The organism is Providencia sp. PROV202 (genome assembly GCF_028479565.1).
In the GTDB taxonomy this organism is placed as follows: domain Bacteria; phylum Pseudomonadota; class Gammaproteobacteria; order Enterobacterales; family Enterobacteriaceae; genus Providencia; species Providencia zhijiangensis.
This window is the reverse complement of record NZ_JAMPNV010000004.1, coordinates 58,005-79,086: the sequence shown is the minus strand read 5'-3', so window position 1 is coordinate 79,086 and position 21,082 is coordinate 58,005. Positions and strand designations below refer to the sequence as shown.

General features: G+C 40.6%; 22 protein-coding genes and 3 tRNA genes. 10 read left to right on the top strand and 15 right to left on the bottom strand.

What is annotated here, in order from left to right:
• Positions 1-104: 104 nt before the first annotated feature.
• The 6 genes from PR799_RS01870 to PR799_RS01845 form a co-directional block, all read right to left on the bottom strand.
• On the bottom strand, positions 105-341 hold the full coding sequence (locus PR799_RS01870; protein WP_004263789.1) for a major outer membrane lipoprotein: 237 nt from the start codon (positions 339-341) through the stop codon (positions 105-107).
• Positions 342-783: 442 nt separating this feature from the next.
• Positions 784-2,196 (bottom strand): pyruvate kinase PykF, encoded by a 1,413-nt coding sequence (gene pykF, locus PR799_RS01865; RefSeq protein ID WP_036950412.1) that lies wholly within the window; start codon positions 2,194-2,196, stop codon positions 784-786.
• 468 nt (positions 2,197-2,664) lie between these two features.
• A tRNA-Val gene (locus PR799_RS01860) sits at positions 2,665-2,741 on the bottom strand.
• Between the two features lie 41 nt (positions 2,742-2,782).
• Positions 2,783-2,859, bottom strand: a tRNA-Val gene (locus PR799_RS01855).
• A 56-nt stretch (positions 2,860-2,915) separates the two neighbouring features.
• A tRNA-Val gene (locus PR799_RS01850) sits at positions 2,916-2,992 on the bottom strand.
• Positions 2,993-3,151: 159 nt separating this feature from the next.
• On the bottom strand, positions 3,152-4,525 hold the full coding sequence (locus tag PR799_RS01845) for an MATE family efflux transporter (RefSeq protein ID WP_272521127.1): 1,374 nt from the start codon (positions 4,523-4,525) through the stop codon (positions 3,152-3,154).
• 281 nt (positions 4,526-4,806) lie between these two features.
• Here PR799_RS01845 and PR799_RS01840 point away from each other — a divergent pair, with 281 nt between their 5' ends.
• The gene (locus tag PR799_RS01840) at positions 4,807-5,484 is read left to right on the top strand and encodes a riboflavin synthase subunit alpha (protein ID WP_154627948.1); all 678 of its coding nucleotides are present in this window, start codon (positions 4,807-4,809) and stop codon (positions 5,482-5,484) included.
• Between the two features lie 76 nt (positions 5,485-5,560).
• Here the strand turns inward: PR799_RS01840 and PR799_RS01835 are convergent, their stop codons facing one another.
• The 3 genes from PR799_RS01835 to punC form a co-directional block, all read right to left on the bottom strand.
• Positions 5,561-5,833 (bottom strand): putative quinol monooxygenase, encoded by a 273-nt coding sequence (locus PR799_RS01835; RefSeq protein WP_036953541.1) that lies wholly within the window; start codon positions 5,831-5,833, stop codon positions 5,561-5,563.
• Between the two features lie 24 nt (positions 5,834-5,857).
• Positions 5,858-6,613, bottom strand: coding sequence for a helix-turn-helix transcriptional regulator (locus tag PR799_RS01830; RefSeq protein WP_272521125.1), 756 nt, complete (start codon positions 6,611-6,613; stop codon positions 5,858-5,860).
• Between the two features lie 164 nt (positions 6,614-6,777).
• On the bottom strand, positions 6,778-8,001 hold the full coding sequence (punC, locus tag PR799_RS01825) for a purine nucleoside transporter PunC (RefSeq protein WP_154627950.1): 1,224 nt from the start codon (positions 7,999-8,001) through the stop codon (positions 6,778-6,780).
• A gap of 121 nt (positions 8,002-8,122) precedes the next feature.
• Between punC and punR the strand changes: the two genes are divergently transcribed.
• Complete coding sequence (gene punR / locus PR799_RS01820) at positions 8,123-9,028, top strand: DNA-binding transcriptional activator PunR (RefSeq protein ID WP_154627951.1); 906 nt, start codon at positions 8,123-8,125, stop codon at positions 9,026-9,028.
• A 15-nt stretch (positions 9,029-9,043) separates the two neighbouring features.
• Here punR and purR read toward each other — a convergent pair whose 3' ends face one another.
• On the bottom strand, positions 9,044-10,069 hold the full coding sequence (gene purR, locus PR799_RS01815; RefSeq protein ID WP_154603997.1) for an HTH-type transcriptional repressor PurR: 1,026 nt from the start codon (positions 10,067-10,069) through the stop codon (positions 9,044-9,046).
• A 267-nt stretch (positions 10,070-10,336) separates the two neighbouring features.
• Here purR and cydH point away from each other — a divergent pair, with 267 nt between their 5' ends.
• A complete protein-coding gene (cydH, locus tag PR799_RS17650; RefSeq protein WP_108479009.1) occupies positions 10,337-10,420 on the top strand; it encodes a cytochrome bd-I oxidase subunit CydH in 84 nt (27 codons plus the stop codon).
• An 88-nt stretch (positions 10,421-10,508) separates the two neighbouring features.
• Here cydH and sodB read toward each other — a convergent pair whose 3' ends face one another.
• Complete coding sequence (gene sodB / locus PR799_RS01810) at positions 10,509-11,087, bottom strand: superoxide dismutase [Fe] (RefSeq protein WP_036953529.1); 579 nt, start codon at positions 11,085-11,087, stop codon at positions 10,509-10,511.
• A 600-nt stretch (positions 11,088-11,687) separates the two neighbouring features.
• Here sodB and PR799_RS01805 point away from each other — a divergent pair.
• A complete protein-coding gene (locus PR799_RS01805; protein WP_036953526.1) occupies positions 11,688-12,035 on the top strand; it encodes a Grx4 family monothiol glutaredoxin in 348 nt (115 codons plus the stop codon).
• A 90-nt stretch (positions 12,036-12,125) separates the two neighbouring features.
• On the opposite strand, the gene rnt is transcribed toward PR799_RS01805, so the two are convergent.
• Both rnt and gloA read right to left on the bottom strand, forming a co-directional pair.
• Positions 12,126-12,770 (bottom strand): ribonuclease T, encoded by a 645-nt coding sequence (gene rnt, locus PR799_RS01800; protein ID WP_036953524.1) that lies wholly within the window; start codon positions 12,768-12,770, stop codon positions 12,126-12,128.
• A gap of 128 nt (positions 12,771-12,898) precedes the next feature.
• On the bottom strand, positions 12,899-13,306 hold the full coding sequence (gene gloA, locus PR799_RS01795; protein ID WP_154603996.1) for a lactoylglutathione lyase: 408 nt from the start codon (positions 13,304-13,306) through the stop codon (positions 12,899-12,901).
• Between the two features lie 184 nt (positions 13,307-13,490).
• On the opposite strand from gloA, the gene PR799_RS01790 reads away from it, so the two are divergent.
• The gene (locus PR799_RS01790) at positions 13,491-13,730 is read left to right on the top strand and encodes a DUF1289 domain-containing protein (RefSeq protein WP_154627999.1); all 240 of its coding nucleotides are present in this window, start codon (positions 13,491-13,493) and stop codon (positions 13,728-13,730) included.
• Positions 13,731-14,237: 507 nt separating this feature from the next.
• Positions 14,238-14,672 carry a transcriptional regulator SlyA gene (slyA, locus tag PR799_RS01785; protein WP_154603994.1) on the top strand — a complete coding sequence of 145 codons (435 nt, stop codon included), beginning with the start codon at positions 14,238-14,240 and terminating at the stop codon, positions 14,670-14,672.
• Positions 14,673-15,138: 466 nt separating this feature from the next.
• Here slyA and PR799_RS01780 read toward each other — a convergent pair whose 3' ends face one another.
• A complete protein-coding gene (locus tag PR799_RS01780) occupies positions 15,139-15,606 on the bottom strand; it encodes a glycine zipper 2TM domain-containing protein (protein ID WP_036953512.1) in 468 nt (155 codons plus the stop codon).
• A 523-nt stretch (positions 15,607-16,129) separates the two neighbouring features.
• Here PR799_RS01780 and anmK point away from each other — a divergent pair.
• The 4 genes from anmK to pdxY all read left to right on the top strand — a co-directional run bounded on the left by anmK (position 16,130) and on the right by pdxY (position 20,338).
• Positions 16,130-17,254, top strand: a complete 1,125-nt coding sequence (anmK, locus tag PR799_RS01775; RefSeq protein ID WP_272521123.1) for an anhydro-N-acetylmuramic acid kinase — start codon at positions 16,130-16,132, stop codon at positions 17,252-17,254.
• A 20-nt stretch (positions 17,255-17,274) separates the two neighbouring features.
• Entirely contained in the window at positions 17,275-17,928 is a 654-nt protein-coding gene (gene pdxH, locus PR799_RS01770; protein WP_154627952.1) for a pyridoxamine 5'-phosphate oxidase, read from the top strand.
• A gap of 160 nt (positions 17,929-18,088) precedes the next feature.
• Positions 18,089-19,363 carry a tyrosine--tRNA ligase gene (gene tyrS, locus PR799_RS01765; protein WP_132494872.1) on the top strand — a complete coding sequence of 425 codons (1,275 nt, stop codon included), beginning with the start codon at positions 18,089-18,091 and terminating at the stop codon, positions 19,361-19,363.
• 111 nt (positions 19,364-19,474) lie between these two features.
• Entirely contained in the window at positions 19,475-20,338 is an 864-nt protein-coding gene (gene pdxY, locus PR799_RS01760; protein WP_154627953.1) for a pyridoxal kinase PdxY, read from the top strand.
• A gap of 86 nt (positions 20,339-20,424) precedes the next feature.
• On the opposite strand, the gene gstA is transcribed toward pdxY, so the two are convergent.
• Positions 20,425-21,039: a glutathione transferase GstA gene (gene gstA / locus PR799_RS01755; protein ID WP_272521212.1), complete on the bottom strand. Its 615-nt coding sequence runs from the start codon at positions 21,037-21,039 to the stop codon at positions 20,425-20,427.
• Positions 21,040-21,082 lie beyond the last annotated feature (43 nt).

Sequence of the window (21,082 nt, the reverse complement as noted above, 5' to 3'; positions counted from 1 at the left end):
CTACCCGCCTTAAATGAATTTCAAAGTAAAAAATAAGGGCCTATAAAATAGGCCCTCAACAATAATTCAGCGATTAAGCTTTTCTAGATAACATCAAGCCGGACTTATTTTTTGTAAGTACGTACTTGGTTGTCCAGACGTTGGTTTGCACGAGCTGCTTCTTCTTGTGCAGTTTGTACATCAGAACGCAGAGACTGAACGTCGTTGCTCAGTTGGTCAACTTTACCGTTCAGAGTTTGCACGTCTGAAGAGAGCTTTTGCACTTCAGTGCTGTTAGAACAACCCGCCAGTAATGCTGAAGCTAATACGATAGAGCCCAGTACAATTTTAGTACGAATCATTATTTTACCCTCTAGATTGATTTATCTTGAAAATATAAAAGCAAGTAACCAAAAAATAGACTTAAGAGCGTTATCTTAAAGCTACCTCTATCCCTTTAAAACAACCTAATGTAAATTAGGGTATGGTACTTACTAAGTCTTATGCTAGTACGTAATTCAAAGTTTTGCTAGAAATACTTTATATTTAACAGGGTGAAAACGAATAAAAATTTCAATTAAGGGTTGTTTAGTTTGAAATTTGAGCAAGTGGTTATCGTTTTATGATTTATTTTGTAAATGTTTTGTAACCAAAATCTGGATGAATTATATCTTCGCGGATCATAACGTAACTTATTGAAATTATGTTTCGCATGGATTGCTAAATTTCAGTTATTCCAGATAATAAAAAACCCTACCGCCGTGAAGCAATAGGGTTAATGTCTCGCTAGGTTATGCAAGACAACTACAGAACATGTACTGATGAGGTATTTGTTGTACCACTTTGTACTAATGCTCCGGATACCATCACGACTGCATCACCTTCTACCGCCAATCCGCTTTCTAATGCTGCACGCTTACCTTCACGATAGAAATCATCGGTTGATTCGAAAGGACCCACGATCATCGGAATAACGCCTTTTACTAACAGTAACTGACGAGCAGTTTCTTCGTTAGTTGTCAGAGCCAGAATCGGTGCAGTAGGGAAGTATTTACGTACTGATTTTGCGGATTTACCACCATAAGTTGCGACAACGATTAATGGTACATCCAGTTTTTCAGACATTTCAACAGCACCACGGCAGACTGCTTCAGTCACACGTAAGCGCTGGGTTGGTTTTTGATTCTCAATACGCGTTGGCATAACGCGGTCAGTACGTTCACAGATAGTTGCCATGATAGTCACAGCTTCAACTGGATACTTACCTTTCGCACTTTCCCCAGACAGCATAACAGCATCTGTACCGTCTAAGATGGCGTTTGCAACGTCACCAGCTTCTGCGCGGGTAGGGCGTGGGTTTTTGATCATTGAATCTAGCATTTGAGTCGCAGTGATAACGACCTTACGAGCTTTAACACATTTTTCAATCATCATTTTTTGGGCGAAGATAACTTCTTCTACTGGGATCTCAACCCCTAAGTCACCACGAGCAACCATGATACCGTCAGAGGCTTCAAGGATTTCGTCGAAGTTATTTAAACCTTCTTGGTTTTCGATTTTAGAGATGATTTGAATATTTTCGCCACCATGTTTTTTCAGGTGAGCGCGAATTTCTTCAACGTCTGAGCGTTTACGGATAAATGAAGCGGCAACAAAATCGACACCTTGTTGGCAACCGAAAACGAGGTCTTCTTTATCTTTTTCTGCCAGGGCAGGTAAGCCAATAGAAACGCCCGGTAAGTTAACACCTTTTTTCTCACCAAGATCGCCATTGTTTAATACTTGGCAAATCACTTCAGTTGCAGTGATGTTGGTTACGGTCATGCCGATTAAACCATCATCAACTAAAACGGTGTCACCCACTTTCAAGTCTTTGGTTAAGCCAGGGTAAGTGACTGCAACGCGTTCTTGGTTACCGATAACGGAAGTATCTGTTGTGAAAGTGAAAGTTTGACCTGCAACGAGAGAAACATCATTGCCGCCTTCTAGTTTCATGGTACGAATTTCTGGACCTTTAGTGTCCAGCAGAATAGCTGCTTGTTTACCGGTTTTTGCACAGACAGAGCGGAGGTTGTTGATACGTTGACCGTGTTCTTCATAGTCACCGTGGGAGAAGTTAAGGCGCATGACGTTCATGCCTGCATCCAATAACTGGGTTAATTTCTCTTCTGATTCGGTTTTTGGACCGATGGTACAAACAATTTTGGTTTTTTTCATGGCAGTCTATCTAATGGTTATAAAGGAAATCGGTATTGCCGCCGATGCTTAATGCGCAAGATAGTCTATGTTGCGCAACTCATTTATAAGAATAGGCGACAGTCTAGTATTCAAAATCTGGTTATTTAAAAAACGTCACTTTTTGACTCTTATTATAGTGTAGATGACATTTTTCATTAAAGCTAACATGCTGATTTGTCTTTGTTGAAACCTTTCAGCTTGTGGGATTATTATAAACAACATCAAACTGTGAGACAAATCAAATTTTGCTAAATTTGATGCAGAAGTAATTAAGATCAAACAACAGCGAGATTTTCAGTTGAAAGTGGGTTGCGCAACAAAATAAGGGAAAACAAAATCACAATCAAGATAAATATGATATTTGAAAAAAGTACTTTTATAAGGGTTACTAAGGGGTCCAGGATAAAAAATAATTCGGGAATAAGAAACGAGTCAGAATAAATAGAATGGTGCGTCCGAGTAGACTCGAACTACCGACCCCCACCATGTCAAGGTGGTGCTCTAACCAACTGAGCTACGGACGCACTGAGATGAAGCTTGGTTTGTCACTGATGACAAATTTAAATGGTGCGTCCGAGTAGACTCGAACTACCGACCCCCACCATGTCAAGGTGGTGCTCTAACCAACTGAGCTACGGACGCACTGAGGTGAAACTTTGTTTGTCGCTAACTTGTCTGTCACTAATAATGAATTTAAATGGTGCGTCCGAGTAGACTCGAACTACCGACCCCCACCATGTCAAGGTGGTGCTCTAACCAACTGAGCTACGGACGCATACCAATCATTACTGCTTTAACGACGGGGACGAATATTAACGTTCTGCTGTCAATCTGGCAAGGGGAAAATGTAATTTTGCGAGAGTTTGCTCGTATTTAAAACTATTCGCAGAAAAACATTCGCTACCTTGCCATAAAATGCTGAAAATTACGCCAATTATCGCGTTGAGCGTAATAAAACGACGCTGTCAGGCTGGCGATGGATCCACAAAATTCGTGTTGCCATACCAATAGCCGCAGCGGTGAGTCCGATAATAAATCCTAACCAGAAACCTTTTGGTCCCATCGGCTCGGTAATGAAGTCGGTCAACGCCAAGATATAGCCAGACGGTAAACCTAAAATCCAATACGCCGTAAAGGTAATAAAGAAGATTGAGCGAGTATCTTTATACCCACGTAACACACCGGCACCAATAACTTGAATAGAATCTGAAAGCTGATAAAGCGCGGCATAGAGCATCAAGCTAGATGCCAAAACAACCACTTCAGGATTCTTGTTATACATCATCGCGATAGGTTCACGGAATGTGCTGGTAAAGATGGCCGTTAAGCAAGCTAGACTTAATCCTACCGCTAAACCAGTATAAGAAGAGATTTTTGCGGCTTCGGTAGACTGACGTCCCAAGTTATAGCCAACTCGAATAGTGACAGCGATACCCATTGATAATGGGAACATAAACATCACAGAACTAAAGTTAAGCGCGACTTGGTGACCCGCGACCGCAACAACCCCTAAAGGAGCGACCAATAGGGCAACAACCGCAAACAGTGTGACTTCAAAAAACAGTGCTAACCCAATCGGTGTTCCGAGCACAATAATGCGTTTCAGAATATCCGGATTTGGTGCGCCTAATGGTTGAGCAGGACGAATATCTCTCTGATTTGGTGCATGCTTAACATACCATCTCATCATCAGACACATTGCCCAATACACCGTTGCTGTTGCCACGCCGCAACCAACACCACCTAAGGCTGGTGCACCAAAGTGACCATAAATGAAGATATAGTTCACGGGAATATTGACCATCAAGCCAAGAAAACCAATGACCATGCCGGGTTTCGTTTTGGACAACCCTTCACATTGGCTACGGTACACTTGATAAAATAGGTAACCTGGGGCTCCCCACATAATCGCGTGTAGGAAACGAACCGATTTATCGGCTAACTCTTGGTCAATATGGGGCATGTTGCTGATGATCAGTTTACTGTTATACAACAGCAACATGATACTAACGCCTAAAATAAAGGCTAACCACAAGCCTTGTTGAACTTGATCGCCAATCAGGTTTCTGCGACCTGAACCGTTCATTTGAGCGATGATTGGCGTGAGCGCCATGAGAATACCTTGCCCTAATAAAATAGCAGGCAACCAAATAGAAAAACCAACAGCCACAGCTGACATTTCGATTTCGCTAACACTTCCCGCCATGATGGTGTCCACAAACCCCATTGCAGTTTGGGAAAATTGGGCGAAGAAGATAGGGATACCGAGAGCCAACAAGCTACGCGCTTCTGTAATATATTTCTGCACGCATACACCTTCACAATAAGTTTCGAATTAAAAAAAGAAAAAAGCGGAATGAAATTCTATGATTTACTAAAAAATCAGATAGTTAATGCTAACTCCTTATTCTATCTCTTTTATGTAATCAATCCAACATAGTTATAGATAAGAATAATAAAACAGCAGATTAGTATAGAAACCATTTAAATATTTTGTGATGGCAGCATAAATATAACCACTCAAATAAGATAGATCTCTGAAAATTCTTAGGTAAACTGAGTTCATTAATTCACTGCACGAGAGTCATTATGTTTACAGGCATTGTTCAAGGAACCGCTCCAATTATCTCAATCACGGAAAGAGCTAATTTCCGTACTCATGTCATGAAATTCACGCCGGAATTATTAGTGGGTTTAGAAACCGGTGCATCCGTCGCGCATAACGGTTGCTGTTTAACCGTGACTAAAATTGAAGGGGAGAACGTTAGCTTTGATTTAATCAAAGAGACATTGCGCCTCACTAATTTAGGTGAGTTAAAAGAAGGGGACGTGGTTAATATTGAGCGTGCTGCGAAATATGGTGATGAAATTGGCGGACATGTGGTTTCGGGTCATATCGTGACCACCGCAGAAATTAGCAAGATTTTCACCTCTGAAGATAATCATCAAGTTTGGCTCTCTGTTTATGATAAAACCTTGATGAAATATATCTTGCATAAGGGATTTGTGGCGATTGACGGAATTAGCTTAACGGTTGGTGATGTTATCAACAACCGTTTTTGTGTGCATCTGATCCCAGAAACATTGGCGAGAACAACACTGGGTAGCAAGCGACTGGGTCATAAAGTCAACATTGAGATTGACCCACAGACTCAAGCTATTGTTGATACTGTTGAGCGTGTTTTGCATCAGAAAGAACAAGAAATGTTATTGAAGCAGAAACAAGAGAGTGAAGACTCAGTAGAAAGCGAAAAATCATCAATCTAGTTTTGATAAGGTTATAGCTCTGTGCAGAGCTATAACCTGTTGAATCGGTAGGTAATAAATTCACCAGAATATTCTATTACTTCTCACTAAAATTAACCGAAAAAATGGCATTGTCACGTTCAATCGCGTCAACAAGTTGTTTGAAATGAGCGCTTTTTTGATACATTTCTAATGCTTGTGCATTTTCCCACTCTTCAAACACAATGTAGCCATTTTCTTTTGCCATCAGATCATACTGCAAACATCCTTTTTCCATCCGGCTGCGTTTGGCAATTTCGCTAACGATTTTCTTCGTTAAATACCCATCCTTTTTTTCGGTAGTGATTTGGGCATATACAACAATACTCATACCATTCTCCTTATGTACTCAGAACTATCTTAATGGAGACTTTGTTTTTGTATTGTAAAAAAGCGAATAATTTGACTTTAAAAATGCCGACGGTGTCATGGTAAAGTAACGCTTAAAATCGCGATAAAAGTGGGATTGATCATAATAGCCCGTTTCAAACCAACGATAAGTATCTTGTTCTTTCACCATAGTTTTCATCACTTGCTCTAAGCGACAATTGATCTGGTACCGTTTTGGTGTGATCCCAAATTCCTTTAAAAACTCTTTTTGAACTAAGCGTGCACTGTAGCCAATGTCATCGGCAATTTCGGTAATTTTTTTATTTGGATTGCGATAAAGAGAGTCCAGAACGTGATCGATAAAATGTGCCTTTTTCGCTTCCTTATTGACATAAAAACACTCATGCAACTCTTTGAATGAAGAGTTAGCCAATGATTTAAACCAATTATTGCTCCATATTTGGCTAAGCGGAGTAGGGATATCCGTATAATTTAACGTGCGTTGGGGAAGTAAAAAACGTAAGGCATCGTGGCGAATACGTAGAACCATCACGCTGGTATTATTCGGGATAGCCGTAAATATATTGACTCTGGGGATGATTAACTGAAATGGATTGACGGATGTATGCTCGTGAGTCGACATACTGATATTTTCAGTCGAAACCCATATTTCAGCTCCTGTGCCTGGGAAGATCTTAATAGCATCAGTAAATTTCTTGATAATCAAAACTGAACTAACAAATTCTTTTAATTCATCAGGAGGATAATACTGTTTCAGCATGGCTCTTCAAAACGTCATAATTGAATATGCTAATAATAGCGTGTTATAGGTAAAAAATTAACTCTATAAAATACGTATTAACTAAAATAAAAAAGTCAGCCACGTTATCAATAATGGTAACGTGGCTGATTATTGTGAAACTAAAAAATAACGTTAACTAACGATTAGTCATGCTGATATTCAGTGTGCTTAATCGCATTATTTGATTTGCTGGCACAACGCTGCATGAAATAGCCTATAATCATTGGGATCACCGTAAATGCCATCACGCCAGTCGTGGCGAGTAACGGGTCAAAGGTGAGCGCAGAGACTAATAAGCTGGCTAAGAAACATAACCCTAATTGTAAGGCATTTTGTAATGCAGCGGCCTTACCACTGGCGGATGGGAATGTGTTAAGGGCTTTGGCTACGGCAATTGGGTATGATGCGCCGTTCATGGCGGCCATAAAGCAGAATGGTACTAAAATCATAGTTAATGTTGGCTGAGTATAAATCGCCATCACAAATAATATAATCATGCTAATGGCATAACCGGCTAGCAGGATTGGGAACAACGTTTCAGCACGCACTTTAGCTAATACGAAGCGGCAGCCGTATCCTCCGACAATAAATGCCAGTGTTTGAGGGATATAACTTAGGCCGATATCCGCAGGGTTAAAACCCATATTGCGTAGAATAAACGGCGAACCCGTTAGCCATGCAAAAAAGCCAGCGCTACATGCTGCGTATACAAGCACGTTACCACTGAAAACAGGGGAGCTTAACAAGGTCGCAAAGGAAATTTTGGTTTGTGTCTGGTTTTCTTCTGCGATGACTTTCGGCGCCACTTTTTTTAGCATCAAAGTCGGTAGCAGGAGTAAAACGCCTACCATCATCAGCACGATGAAGATAAATTCCCAGTTTTTGTGCTCAAGCACCCAAGCACCTAAAAGAGGCGCCAATGCTGGAGAAAGTGCCACTAAAGGCATGATAGAGGCAAATACTTTTTGGGTATCAGCTTCGTTATAGCGGTCGATAACGAGGGCTTGCCATAAAACTGCAGCAGAACAAACACCAACGGCCTGTAAGAATCGAAGGATTAATAACTGAGTGGCATCGGTGACCCAAATCATAGCCAAGCAGCTAACAATAAACAGGGAAAGCCCCACAATGAGAATAGGTTTGCGTCCTAATTTATCTGAAAGGGGGCCCCATAGTAGCTGGGCAAAAGCAAAGCCAGCTAGAAAGATACTCAATGAGGCGCTGATAGCACCTTCAGTCGTATTTAAGGTTGTTTGCATTGAACCAAAGGCAGGCAGATACATATCGATGGCTAAAAACCCCAGCATGCTTAGGCCGGCAAGGTAAATCAAAAATCCAGAGGAGTTTTTTGTCGCAGTATTTGTCATAGTTTTGCTTAATCTGTATTTAAAATAATGTTAATAGTTATCTTATTGTATAGGCTATTTTTTTACGTTGTGAAACGGTAATATTTGGACTCTGCTATCAAATAATTTGAAAGGAAAGAAAATGTGGTCAGCTCATGCACTTGAAGTCATAGACGCAGTTGCTCGAACGGGAAGCTTTAGTGGTGCTGCGGATGAGCTGCATCGAGTCCCTTCAGCGATCAGTTATACAGTAAAGCAAGTCGAAGAATGGTTGGCAGTTCCGCTATTCGAGCGCCGTCACCGTGATGTGGTATTGACGGAAGCAGGGGTTATCTTTATTAAAGAAAGTCGAAGTGTTATCAAAAAAATGATTGATACTCGCCATCAATGCCAACAAGTCGCCAATGGGTGGCGTGGGCAGTTCAGTATTGCCGTTGATTGCATCGTAAAACCGCAGCGTACGGAACAGCTGATTTTGGATTTTTATCGTCATTTTCCTGATATCGAACTGTATATCCACCCTGAAGTGTTTAATGGGGTTTGGGATGCATTAGCGGATGGGCGTGTGGATGTGGCGATTGGAGCGACCCGTGCTTCACCCATTGGAGAGCGCTATAGTTTTCGCGATATGGGCTTTATGTCATGGCGTTGTGTTGCGAGCCCCGCTCACCCATTAGCGAAAATTCAGGGCAAACTGACGGATGATCAAATGCGTGAATATCCAAGTTTGTGCTTGGAAGATACCTCAAGAAGCTTACCGAAAAGAGATACTTGGGCGCTGGACAACCAACGACGCTTAGTTGTGCCTTACTGGGAAAGTGGTTTAGCGTGTTTGGCAAATGGTCTGTGTGTGGGGATGGTTCCAGAGCACCGTGCAGCACCTTTGTGTGCAGAAGGCAAGCTAGTTGAGCTGGAATTAGCGCAGCCGTTTCCTGAAAGCCCTTGCTGCTTAACATGGGTTGAGAATGATACATCTCCAGCGCTGAGATGGCTTCTTGACTATCTTGGTGATAGCGAAACGCTCAACGCGGAGTGGTTTGCGAGCTAATGTGCTGAGATAGACTTAGCGGCGATAATCAATAAATGGACCATCAGCCACGGAACGGCGCTCAACTAAACGCGGGTGAACTTCAATCGTTTGCGCATCTTCGCGTTTATTCACAATACGATCGAGCAACATCGCAAACGCCATTTGACCTAAACGCTCTTTTGGCTGGTGGATTGTGGTTAATGCAGGAGTGAAATAGCGCGCATTACGCACGTTATCATAGCCAATAATGGAAATGTCTTGTGGGACGCGTAATCCCATCTCGTCAGCCGCACAGATTGCTCCCATCGCCATGATGTCTCCTCCACAGAAGACAGCCGTTGGGCGGTGCTTGTTACTGAGGATCTGCATCATCGCTTTATAACCTGATTCTGGCTCGAAATCCCCTTGAACAATCCATTCATCTTTTAATGTGACTTTGGCTTCTTCCATGGCTTTTTGGAAGCCAGTTAAACGCCCAATGCCTGTATTTCTTTCAAGGGAGCCAGGGATCACGCCAATTTCACGATGACCACGGTCAATAAGATAACGACCTGCTAAATAACCACCGTGGAAAGAGTTATCAATAATACTGTCAGTGAAATCCCCGCGAGAGGTACCCCAGTCCATGACGACCATTGGAATATTTCGGTAATCTTCCAACATACCAATCAAGGTGTCAGGGTATTCTGAACACATCACAAGTAGCCCATCGACACGTTTTTGAGCCAACATTTGTAAGTACGCTTTTTGCTTACCTAAGTTATTGTGAGAGTTACATAAAATTAGAGTATAGCCTTTCTCATAGCAACTATTCTCGACAGACTCGATTACTTCTGCGAAATAGGGGGCTTCACTTGATGTTGCCAATAAGCCGATTGATTTGGTGTGGTTGACTTTTAAACTACGCGCAACCGCACTCGGAGAATAATTGAGCTCTTTGATGGCGGCCCAAACGGCTGTTTTTGTATCATCAGCGACAAAACGCGTCTTGTTGATAACATGGGAGACGGTTGTGGTAGAGACGCCCGCACGTTTCGCCACATCTTTAATTGTTGCCATGAGAAGAAAAAACTCCTAACCAAAACTTGGTCTCTAAAATAATTCTAGTTAAATAATTACCTGCATATTGATGCATAGTACCTTTGCTGGCAATAATTTAGCGATTTGTTGTCGATTTTGTCTGATCTAGCGCAAAAACGAAAGAAATAATTGATGTTATAACATGTGATATAGACACTGGTTTTACGTTTTTGTGCATGTATACTGAAATAACCTTTTTATTTTATGGTTATTTGATAATTCAATTTCTTTATATGAGAGGGTCTCATGGATACAGATTTTAAATATGGATTGCTAGCTGCGTTTGGCTCTTTAGCTGTAATTATTTTGTTTGCTGTGCACATTTTCTGATTTCATTTCCATCCTATCTACTCAGGATGAGAAATAATTAAGGGCGAGTATTATACTCGCCCTTAGTCATTTTAGATCTGAACTAAAATTAAGCCAGATTTTCTTCAACAAATTTCCAGTTAACCAGCGCCCAGAAGTTTTCTAAGTATTTTGGACGTGCGTTACGGTAATCGATGTAGTAAGCGTGTTCCCAGATATCAACAGTCAGAACTGGCTTGTCGTCACCAGAAATTGGTGTTGCCGCGTTAGACGTGTTAACGATAGCCAGGCTGCCGTCTGCTTTCTTCACTAACCAAGTCCAACCTGCACCGAAGTTTTTAACTGCGGCATCAGTGAATTGCTCTTTAAACTGAGCAAATGAACCGAATGCTTTGTTGATAGCTTCTGCAACTTTACCTGTTGGTTCACCGCCTGCGTTTGGAGCCAAGCAGTGCCAGTAGAAAGTGTGGTTCCAAACTTGAGCCGCGTTATTGAATACGCCAGCTTCAGAAGTTTTGATGATCTCTTCTAAAGACAGACCTTCAAATTTGGTGCCTTTGATCAGGTTGTTCAGGTTAACAACATAGGTGTTGTGGTGCTTACCGTAGTGGTATTCTAGGGTTTCAGCGGAGATATGAGGTTCTAAAGCATCTTTAGCATAAGGTAGAGCTGGTAATTCAAAAGACATTGCGTACTCCTTGATTGCTTTTATTCAGTGTTTAGGGTGTTTGCTCGTAAAATGAGCGAAATTAAGTGTATTTCTATTTATTAATCTACTTCTAGTATAGCGACGTAAAACCGTAGTTAGCTATTGCGCCGCATCGTAAATCATCTAATTATCATAACAGAATACAGGCTACAGTAAGAAAAAACCTGTTCCATGATGCTATTTATGCCTTAATTGTTAGTAAGTTGCATAATTATTATTCCACTGCATGTCATTATTGTCATTGAAGAGCAGGGAAACACATCAAGTGTTATTAATTTGCTAATATATTAACAAATAACTCCCATGATTACACTGCAAAAACGCCCATCCTGAATTTTTTATAGTAAAAAGAAAACGTTGCTATTTGCTTTTCACCTTTTGAGTACAGCAAATAGGAGTGCTATAGTATTCACCTTATAAAACTGGCATATTGTATGAAACAATCACGGAACAATTTGCGATGTTTTGACTGTGCCGGCGATTACACCGGTCAATGTGTTCTGTCTAATGAGTTGCCTTGTAAATGATTCAAAGTGGCTCAGTGACTGCAAAATCAGCACCCACGTTTTAGGATATAAAATGACAACTATCGAAAAAATTGAGCGCCAAGTTAAAGAAAATCCAATTTTATTATACATGAAAGGCTCTCCAAAACTGCCTAGCTGCGGTTTTTCTGCTCAAGCTGTTCAAGCTCTGTCTTCTTGCGGTGAGCGTTTTGCTTACGTTGATATTTTACAAAACCCAGACATTCGTGCGGAGCTGCCAAAATATGCTAATTGGCCAACCTTCCCACAGTTATGGGTGGATGGTGAGTTAGTTGGCGGTTGTGACATTATCGTTGAAATGTTCCAACGCGGTGAATTACAAGCTCTGATTAAAGAAACTGCAGATAAATACCGTCCAGCAGATGAAACCATCACTGAGTAATCAAATGGTTGAATAAGCTTTCCTGCTTATATTGATGAAAACCGTATTAGCGTAAAACTAATACGGTTTTTTTGTATTTAGGGGGCGAGATTATTGAGGTTCGCTAGGTAGTGGCCACCCGCCTAGTTTTTTCCATTTATTGACTAATTCGCAAAATAATAGCGCAGTACGGTTAGTATCATATAGGGCACCGTGGGCTTGTTTGCCATCAAATGGAATACCTGCGGTGACACACGCTTTCGCAAGAATGGTTTGTCCAAAGACTAATCCGCTCAGTGCAGCAGTATCAAAGGTTGCGAAGGGATGGAAAGGGTTGCGTTTTAACCCTGAACGCTCTGCCGCATTCATAACAAAGCTGTGATCAAAATTTGCGTTATGAGCTACCATGATCGCGCGATTGCAATCGGTATTTTTCATGCCTTTTCGAATTGTTTTAAAAATGGCATGCAGTGCTTCATATTCGCTCACGGCACCACGTAGAGGGTTAGTGGGGTCAATGCCTGTGAATTCCAGTGCGGAGGGTTCCAAATTCGCTCCCTCAAAAGGTTCTACATGAAAATGTAACGTTTCATCGATGGCCAGCCAGCCATCTTTGTCCATTTTGAGTGTAATGGCAGCTATCTCTAATAGACCATCAGTTTTGGGGTTGAACCCACCAGTTTCGACATCAATAACGACAGGGTAGTAACCCCGGAAGCGGTTAACCAGTGAGTTAGGGTTATTTTTTTCAGACATTAGGCTTTCAATTTACAGTTTCTGGTTGGCTTTCATTATGCCAAAGGGAATATATTTTTGCAGGTAGATACTGAAGAAATTTTAGGTGATGGTTATCATCACCTAAAATATAAAATGAATGCGAGGGATTAATTGCCTAATCCTTTGCTTGCACTTTTGTTTTCGATAAGCTCAATTTTATAGCCATCTGGATCTTCAACAAATGCGATAACGGTTGTACCGCCTTTGACTGGGCCTGCTTCACGAGTGACATTTCCACCTACTTGACGAATGTCCTCACAGGTTTTAGCGACATCATCAACACCTAATGCAATATGACCATAAGCATTGCCTAAATCATATTCTGTTACGCCCCAGTTATAAGTTAACTCGATAACAGCACCTTCACTTTCATCACTGTAACCGACGAACGCTAAAGAATATTTGTATTCTGTATTTTCGCTCGTGCGCAGTAAGCGCATACCTAATACTTTGGTATAAAAATCAATGGAGCGTTGCATGTCGGTAACGCGGAGCATGGTATGTAGTAAGCGCATAATAGTAGTTTCCCTATAAATTCTTCAGGCAATAATGCTTAAAGTCGAATCGATTTATCTATCAATATAACGTGGCAATATGACTAAATACAACGATTGAGGTTTATTTTTTAGTCATATCATGGCTATACTCAATTTGAGAGAGTATATCATAATTTTATGTTTATATTACGGGTGGTTAATGATGGCAGAACAACTTGAGTTTTTTGACATACCAAGCCCTTGCCGTGGAATATGTCAAACCAACGAGCAGGGATATTGCCGAGGTTGCTATCGAACCCGTGATGAACGTTTTGGCTGGTTACAGTTAACTAACGCTGAAAAACGTCATGTCATCCGTTTATGTCGCCAGCGATTTTTAAGAGCAAATAATAAGAAAGTGGCTCAAGAAGACATGAATGACCCTCAACAGTCTCTGTTTTAATTGATAATAAAACCATTCCACGCCAAATAATTCAATGGCAAATCAATTCACTTAAATTAATTTCAACGGTTACATTTCAATAAAATTTTATTTATTCAAAATGATGATGAAATTCATATAAATCAACTGTAAATGACATAATTTTAAGAATAACTATATTGCTTTGTTTTTAAAGAGTTTATTTGCTATTGCATTTTTTATTGTTAGTTGTAATTACTATAAGGGTTAAAATAGATAGATTCGAAAGAAGAGTAAGGCTATTCTTATTAATAAGATAATTGATAGGTTGTCTTATTAAGTGATTATATTGTTTTTATATGAAAAAGCATGGAAGAAAACAAGGTATATATCACTCAATGATTTATTGATGCTCACTATATATAGGTATTTATTAGGTATTGGCTCAATAAAAGGTTGTAAAGATAAAAGGGAATTAATATATAATTTAAAAAATAATATGTATTCGGTATATTTTTTAGACATTATAATTATATAAAGGAGGGTAAATTGGAATCTCAAATTGGAACTGAATTATCTCGTGTAGTCCGTATGTGGCGAGCATTGATTGACTATCGCCTCAAGCCACTTAAACTCACGCAAACACACTGGGTAACACTGCATAATATTAGCCAGTTACCGCCCGAGCAATCACAGATTCAATTGGCAAAAGCAATCGGTATTGAACAACCTTCTCTGGTCAGAACATTAGATCAATTAGAAGAAAAAAGGCTCATTTCACGTCATACATGTGCAAATGACCGACGCGCTAAGAGAATCAAACTCACAGAGGAGTCGGAGCCTTTTATCAAAACGGTTGATCAAGTGATTAATAATACTCGGACAGAGATTTTAAGTAATATTAGTCATGACGAGCTAAGCCAGTTATCTTTATTGCTATTAAAACTGGAGAAAAACATTCTACGTTTACAGAACGATTCATAGACTACTAATTATTTTTCTCATTTAATTTTATTACTATGAATATAATTCGCCTAAATATATATTAAACTAATAACTATAGCCACCATGCACGTAATATGTGTTTCTATATAGATGCATGATTTTTTACGTGAGGCGGCTTTGTATTCTATCATTATGGGTTAATTATTAAAAACATACGGTATTAAGAGGGATTAGAGAGTGAAAATAGGGATGAAAAATTTGCTTCAAGAAAAATAGAGAATACATACGGTGTAAATTACATTTTACTTGAATAGATATCAATCACAATTATTCAATAAAGTTCTGCTATGGAACCCATAAACGAAAAGATAGCGAAGTGCTCAGACGCGATAAAAATATTATTACTAATAAGCTAAAAAATAAAACACTAATCATGATTTAAATAAAAAATGCGTTCATCGATTAATTAGCCGGTGAACGCATTTTATTTTGAATTTATGTCAAATTAGCGAGGTGACACAGTAACTGTATTTCCGCTGTTTGCGATCATAACACGCTGACCTACACGGAAAGCGGCAGGATCTTGTTTCTGAACAACAACAATGTTTTTACCACTGTCTAAACGGATTTCAAGCTGCACACCTTGGCTTTTATTTAGAGCTCCTTGTGCTTGTTGACCCGCTAAACCACCTGCGATTGCCCCGGCCGCTGTTGCTAGCGTTTTACCAGTACCACCACCGACGGTATTACCTAACAGGCCACCGATAACTGCACCGCCAATTGCACCAATCACGTTACCATCTTCACCCGCTTGAATGGTCACTGGGCGTGCGTTGAGTACCGTACCATAAGTCACAGTTTGGACTTGTTTAGCATCTTGAGCTGAAATAGTATCACCAGAAAGCGTACTTGTATTGACACAGCCAGATAACGCAACAACCGCAGCAACACCTACAAAAACTTTCTTAAGCATAATAACTCCTATGAGACTTGCTGTTCGTGGCAGTAACGTAGCATCGAAGATTTGTTCTTACCATAAGCACAACAACATCAAAAATTTGTTTTAGATAACAGAGCCTAGACTACTAATTTTGAATTAAATAATGCATCAACACTAGGTAAAATATCTCAAATTCCACTCAAAATCCCAATTCAAAGCACCCTTTGCTAAAGAATCATCTATTTTTTGACTATTTTAGAGCATCAATTTATAGCAAAGGTCAAATAGGGGATTTTTACCTGTAATAAGAACTACTCACCTTAAGGTGTAGCAGATAATTACAGAATAAACCATTATAAATCAAATAAAATAATCAAGAGATAAAAAACGATTTATTGCTGCTATTTTGCTCACTATTTTCATCTCTTCTATCAATTATTTATTATTCCTGCGAAGCGCTACGAGAAATTGAATCGATCAGTTGACAAATTTTTCTCTAAAAGCACAATCTTTCCTAGTTTATCTCATTGAGTGAATAGACACGTTAAAGGGAATAATGATGATTAAATCGGGTCGCTATATTGGTGTTATGTCAGGAACCAGCCTAGATGGTGTTGATGTCGTATTAGCTGCAATTAATGATAAGTTTGTTGCGGAGCAAGCTAGCTTGAGCGCCTCATTTCCGATTGAACTAAAAAAGCGCATTCTCAATATTTGCCAAGGGCAAGAAACAACACTTTCTGAATTGGGAAAAATAGATAGAGAACTTGGCACAATATATGCCGATGCCATTAATCAGCTTCTTCATCAAACGGGTCTATCTCCTGAAGATATTATTGCGATTGGTTGTCACGGGCAAACGGTTTGGCATGAACCTGATAGTGAAACACCGTTTACTATGCAGATTGGTGATAACAATCGTATAGCAGCATTAACTGGAATAACGACTGTGGGGGATTTTCGCCGCAGAGACATGGCTTACGGTGGACAAGGTGCTCCGTTAGTTCCTGCATTTCATTTAGCTGTATTAGGTCATCCGACTGAAAAACGCATTGTACTTAACATTGGTGGGATTGCTAATGTTACTGCATTACTGCCAAATGCATATGTAAAAGGCTATGACACAGGGCCAGGCAATATGTTAATGGACACTTGGGTCTGGCGCAATAAGCAACAAGCGTATGATAAAGATGGTGAATGGGCAAAAACAGGAGCGGTGAATCAGGCATTATTAAATGCGATGCTTAATGATAGCTATTTTAAACGTTCAGCGCCTAAAAGTACTGGCCGTGAATATTTTAATATGCAATGGCTAGAACAGCATTTGGCGCATTTTCAATTACTATCTCCTGAAGATGTGCAAGCAACATTGTGTGAATTGACCGCCGTATCTATCGTAGATCAAGTTAAGTTATGTGGAGGCTGCGAGCGTTTAATTGTTTGTGGCGGAGGCGCTCAAAATAAATTCTTAATATTGCGATTAGCGACATTACTGCCGGGGATTGAAGTCGCGCCAAGTGATAAATATGGGCTGAGTGGTGATGATATGGAAGCACTGGCATTTGCTTGGCTTGCCGCTCGTACAGTTTCAGGCTTATCAGGTAGTCTTGCATCAGTAACGGGTGCAAGCAGAGATAGCATATTAGGTGCGATATACCCCGCAAATATTGATATAAAATAACCGCTTGAAAGGACAGTAAAATGAACGAACTTGAAGAGATCGATCTTGCTGCGGTACGACGTGAATATACAAAAGGTGGATTGAGACGCAAAGATTTAACGCCAGATCCTATTTCACTGTTTGAGCGCTGGTTAAAGCAAGCCTGTGAAGCGCGATTAACTGACCCGACAGCAATGTGTGTGGCAACAGTTGATGAAACCGGGCAGCCTTATCAACGGATCGTATTATTAAAGCATTTCGATGAAAACGGATTAGTCTTTTATACCAATCTGGGAAGCCGTAAAGCGCAGCATTTAGAGCATAATAATAAAATCAGTCTGCATTTCCCATGGTATCAACTGGAACGCCAAGTTCATTTTACAGGTGTTGCTGAGCGTTTAAGCCCGATTGAAGTACTAAAATATTTCCATAGCCGTCCAAAAGATAGCCAAATCGCAGCTTGGGCATCAGCTCAATCTTCGCGTATTTCGGCTCGTGGAATCTTAGAAGGGAAATTTTTAGAACTTAAGCAGAAATTCCAAAACGGTGAGGTTCCATTACCGAGTTTTTGGGGAGGGTATCGTGTTGTTTTTAACAGTGTCGAATTTTGGCAAGGTGGCGCTCACCGCCTACATGACCGCTTTCTATACCAAAGAGAAGGGGATGGCTGGGTAATTGACCGATTAGCCCCGTAATAAATGGTTTTTTAGCTGGCACTTAATTGATATGCGCTTTATGCTATAGCCTCGTTTAAGAAAATTGACAAATCATACTGGCGAGCCTTTGAGCGACGCCTCATTCTGCCAATTTTCCACATTAAAATAGATAGACAAAATTCAACCGATGGAGTCATTGATGTCTAGCAATAACCTGATTAAACAATTGCAAGAGCGGGGCCTCGTTGCCCAGGTAACGGATGAGGATGCGTTAGCAGAGAGACTGGCGCAGGGCCCTATCTCTCTCTATTGTGGCTTCGACCCTACCGCCGATAGCTTGCACTTGGGACATCTGGTTCCTTTGCTGTGTTTAAAACGATTCCAACTAGCCGGGCACAAGCCTGTGGCGTTGGTCGGTGGCGCAACGGGTCTTATTGGTGACCCGAGCTTCAAAGCTACTGAACGTAAATTAAACACCACAGAAACCGTTCAAGAGTGGGTAGAAAAAATCCGTAACCAAGTTTCACCATTCCTTAGTTTTGATTGTGGTGAAAACAGCGCACGCCTAGCTAACAACTATGATTGGTTTGGCAAAATGGATGTGCTGACATTCTTACGTGATATTGGTAAACACTTCTCCGTTAACCAAATGATCAACCGTGAGTCTGTTAAGCAACGTTTAAACCGTGATGATGTCGGGATCTCTTTCACTGAGTTCGCCTATAACCTATTACAAGGTTATGATTTTGCGAACATGAATAAAGAGATGGGGGTTGAGTTACAAATTGGTGGTTCAGACCAATGGGGTAACATCACTTCAGGTATCGATTTAACTCGTCGTCTGCATCAAAACCAAGTGTTTGGTTTAACTGTTCCATTGATCACCAAAACAGATGGTACCAAGTTTGGTAAAACCGAAGGTGGTGCAGTGTGGTTAGATCCGAAGAAAACTAGCCAATATAAATTCTATCAATTCTGGATTAACACCGCGGATGCTGATGTTTATCGCTTCCTGAAATTCTTTACTTTCATGGAATTAAGCGAAATTGATGCGTTAGAAGAAGAAGACAAAAACAGTGGCAAAGCTCCTCGTGCACAGTACGTATTAGCTGAAGAAGTGACTAAATTAGTTCACGGCGAAGCGGGTCTAGCGGCTGCAAAACGCATTACTGAAAGCTTATTCTCTGGTGCAGTATCGGATTTAACTGAAGCTGACTTTGAGCAATTAGCTCAAGACGGCATGCCGTGCATCACCCTAGAAGATGGTGCAGATCTCCAGCAAGCATTAGTTGATTCAGAACTGGTACCTTCTCGTGGTCAAGCAAGAACGGCAATCAGCTCAAATGCAGTCTCTGTCAATGGTCAGAAACAAACTGAACCAATGTATGTATTCACTGATGCTGACCGTTTATTTGGTCGTTACACACTTATCCGTCGCGGTAAGAAAAACGACTGCTTAGTTAACTGGAAATAGCTCTGACGAACCTTTGTAATGAATAGCCCGGAAATTTCCGGGCTATTCATATTGGCAAACGGCTACTCACTGATTTCTCTTCATTCGACATAACAATTCTCTGGGTTTCCAATGAAAAGCGTATTATCAATTCAATCCCATGTTGTTTTCGGCCATGCAGGAAACAGTGCTGCTGCATTCCCTATGTGCCGTATGGGCGTAGATGTGTGGCCACTTAATACAGTGCAATTCTCCAACCATACTCAGTATCCACAATGGACGGGCTCAGTATTTCCTGCTCAGCATTTGACAGATATTGCCGAAGGATTAGCAAAAATCCATAAACTGGCAATCTGTGATGCCGTGTTAAGTGGCTATATTGGTTCTGCTGAGCAAGGCAATGATATTCTAGCGATTGTTCAAAAGGTTAAAGCGGCGAATCCGCAGGCCATCTATTTTTGTGACCCTGTGATGGGGCATCCAGAGAAGGGATGCATCGTTGCGCCAGGTGTCGCTGAGTTTCTTTGTCAACAAGCGCTAGCGGCGAGTGATGTGATTGCGCCTAACTTGTTAGAGTTAGAAACGTTAGCGAATGAGAAAATAGCGACGGTAGAGCAAGCTGTTCAAGCTGCACGTCGACTATGTCAGCAAGGCCCTAAAACTGTATTAGTTAAGCATTTAAGCCGTGCAGGCTATCGTGCAGACCGCTTTGAAATGATTTTAGTCACTGCGGAACATAGCTGGCATGTTAGCCGCCCATTAGTAGATTTCGGTGAAAAACAGCCTGTGGGAGTTGGTGACTTAACGAGTGGTTTAATGTTGGTCAATATCTTAAAAGGTGAGCCACTAGATAAAGGCTTAGAGCATGTTGCGGCGGCAGTCTATGAAGTCATGCTGAAAACCAAAGAAATGGGTGAGTACGAACTTCAGTTAGTTGCAGCTCAAGATTTGATGGTTAACCCTCAACATAAATTCTGCGCCACTCAGTTAGACTGATTGAGCATAGTAGTAACTTATTAAATATAGTAATAAAAAACAGCGCCGAATGGCGCTGTTTTTGTAAATGCATTTCATACAATAGATTACTTTTTCAGTAACCCTTCCGCTTCTAATGCCTCTTGTACTTTTGGGCGCTTCGCAATCTTCTCACAATATTCGTTCAGATGGCTCAATGCGCTGATATCAACGCCAACTAAACGAGTCCAGTTGGTGACGGTAAACAAATACGCATCAGCAACACAGAAATCACTTTTAGCGACAAAATAAGGCTGATTTTTCAGAACATCATTCACATACTGGAATTTTTTCAGTAAATTTGCGCGAACAACATCTTTATATTCTTCAGGGGTATTTGGCGCAAATAATGGGCCAAAATTCTTATGTAGTTCAGTAGAAATGAAGTTTAACGCTTCTAACTGATGGTAGCGCTTCATTGAACCTGGCAGGGCAATTAAGTTTCTATTTGGGTTTTGATCTGCAATATATTGAACAATCACAGCACCTTCAGTTAATTGCTCATCATCATCTAAAACGAGAGTAGGAACTTGACCTTTAGGGGTAATTTCTAAGAAGTTTTCACCCGTTTCTGTGATTTTCTCTTTTAAGTTAACACGAACAATACTGAAATCTAATCCTGCTTCACGCAGAATAATATGAGGAGAAAGTGAGCAGGCACCGGGAGCGTAATACAATTTCATCATAAAACTCCTAAGTCATAGAATGGTCATCATTATTGTTCTT

What these genes read in the sequence shown, in the direction of transcription:
- PR799_RS01870 (WP_004263789.1), bottom strand. Translation starts at nt 341, where the DNA reads ATGATTCGTACTAAAATTGTACTGGGCTCTATCGTATTAGCTTCAGCA.
- pykF (WP_036950412.1), bottom strand. Translation starts at nt 2,196, where the DNA reads ATGAAAAAAACCAAAATTGTTTGTACCATCGGTCCAAAAACCGAATCA.
- PR799_RS01840 (WP_154627948.1), top strand. Translation starts at nt 4,807, where the DNA reads ATGTTTACAGGCATTGTTCAAGGAACCGCTCCAATTATCTCAATCACG.
- PR799_RS01835 (WP_036953541.1), bottom strand. Translation starts at nt 5,833, where the DNA reads ATGAGTATTGTTGTATATGCCCAAATCACTACCGAAAAAAAGGATGGG.
- PR799_RS01830 (WP_272521125.1), bottom strand. Translation starts at nt 6,613, where the DNA reads ATGCTGAAACAGTATTATCCTCCTGATGAATTAAAAGAATTTGTTAGT.
- punC (WP_154627950.1), bottom strand. Translation starts at nt 8,001, where the DNA reads ATGACAAATACTGCGACAAAAAACTCCTCTGGATTTTTGATTTACCTT.
- punR (WP_154627951.1), top strand. Translation starts at nt 8,123, where the DNA reads ATGTGGTCAGCTCATGCACTTGAAGTCATAGACGCAGTTGCTCGAACG.
- purR (WP_154603997.1), bottom strand. Translation starts at nt 10,069, where the DNA reads ATGGCAACAATTAAAGATGTGGCGAAACGTGCGGGCGTCTCTACCACA.
- cydH (WP_108479009.1), top strand. Translation starts at nt 10,337, where the DNA reads ATGGATACAGATTTTAAATATGGATTGCTAGCTGCGTTTGGCTCTTTA.
- sodB (WP_036953529.1), bottom strand. Translation starts at nt 11,087, where the DNA reads ATGTCTTTTGAATTACCAGCTCTACCTTATGCTAAAGATGCTTTAGAA.
- PR799_RS01805 (WP_036953526.1), top strand. Translation starts at nt 11,688, where the DNA reads ATGACAACTATCGAAAAAATTGAGCGCCAAGTTAAAGAAAATCCAATT.
- rnt (WP_036953524.1), bottom strand. Translation starts at nt 12,770, where the DNA reads ATGTCTGAAAAAAATAACCCTAACTCACTGGTTAACCGCTTCCGGGGT.
- gloA (WP_154603996.1), bottom strand. Translation starts at nt 13,306, where the DNA reads ATGCGCTTACTACATACCATGCTCCGCGTTACCGACATGCAACGCTCC.
- PR799_RS01790 (WP_154627999.1), top strand. Translation starts at nt 13,491, where the DNA reads ATGGCAGAACAACTTGAGTTTTTTGACATACCAAGCCCTTGCCGTGGA.
- PR799_RS01780 (WP_036953512.1), bottom strand. Translation starts at nt 15,606, where the DNA reads ATGCTTAAGAAAGTTTTTGTAGGTGTTGCTGCGGTTGTTGCGTTATCT.
- anmK (WP_272521123.1), top strand. Translation starts at nt 16,130, where the DNA reads ATGATGATTAAATCGGGTCGCTATATTGGTGTTATGTCAGGAACCAGC.
- pdxH (WP_154627952.1), top strand. Translation starts at nt 17,275, where the DNA reads ATGAACGAACTTGAAGAGATCGATCTTGCTGCGGTACGACGTGAATAT.
- tyrS (WP_132494872.1), top strand. Translation starts at nt 18,089, where the DNA reads ATGTCTAGCAATAACCTGATTAAACAATTGCAAGAGCGGGGCCTCGTT.
- pdxY (WP_154627953.1), top strand. Translation starts at nt 19,475, where the DNA reads ATGAAAAGCGTATTATCAATTCAATCCCATGTTGTTTTCGGCCATGCA.
- gstA (WP_272521212.1), bottom strand. Translation starts at nt 21,039, where the DNA reads ATGAAATTGTATTACGCTCCCGGTGCCTGCTCACTTTCTCCTCATATT.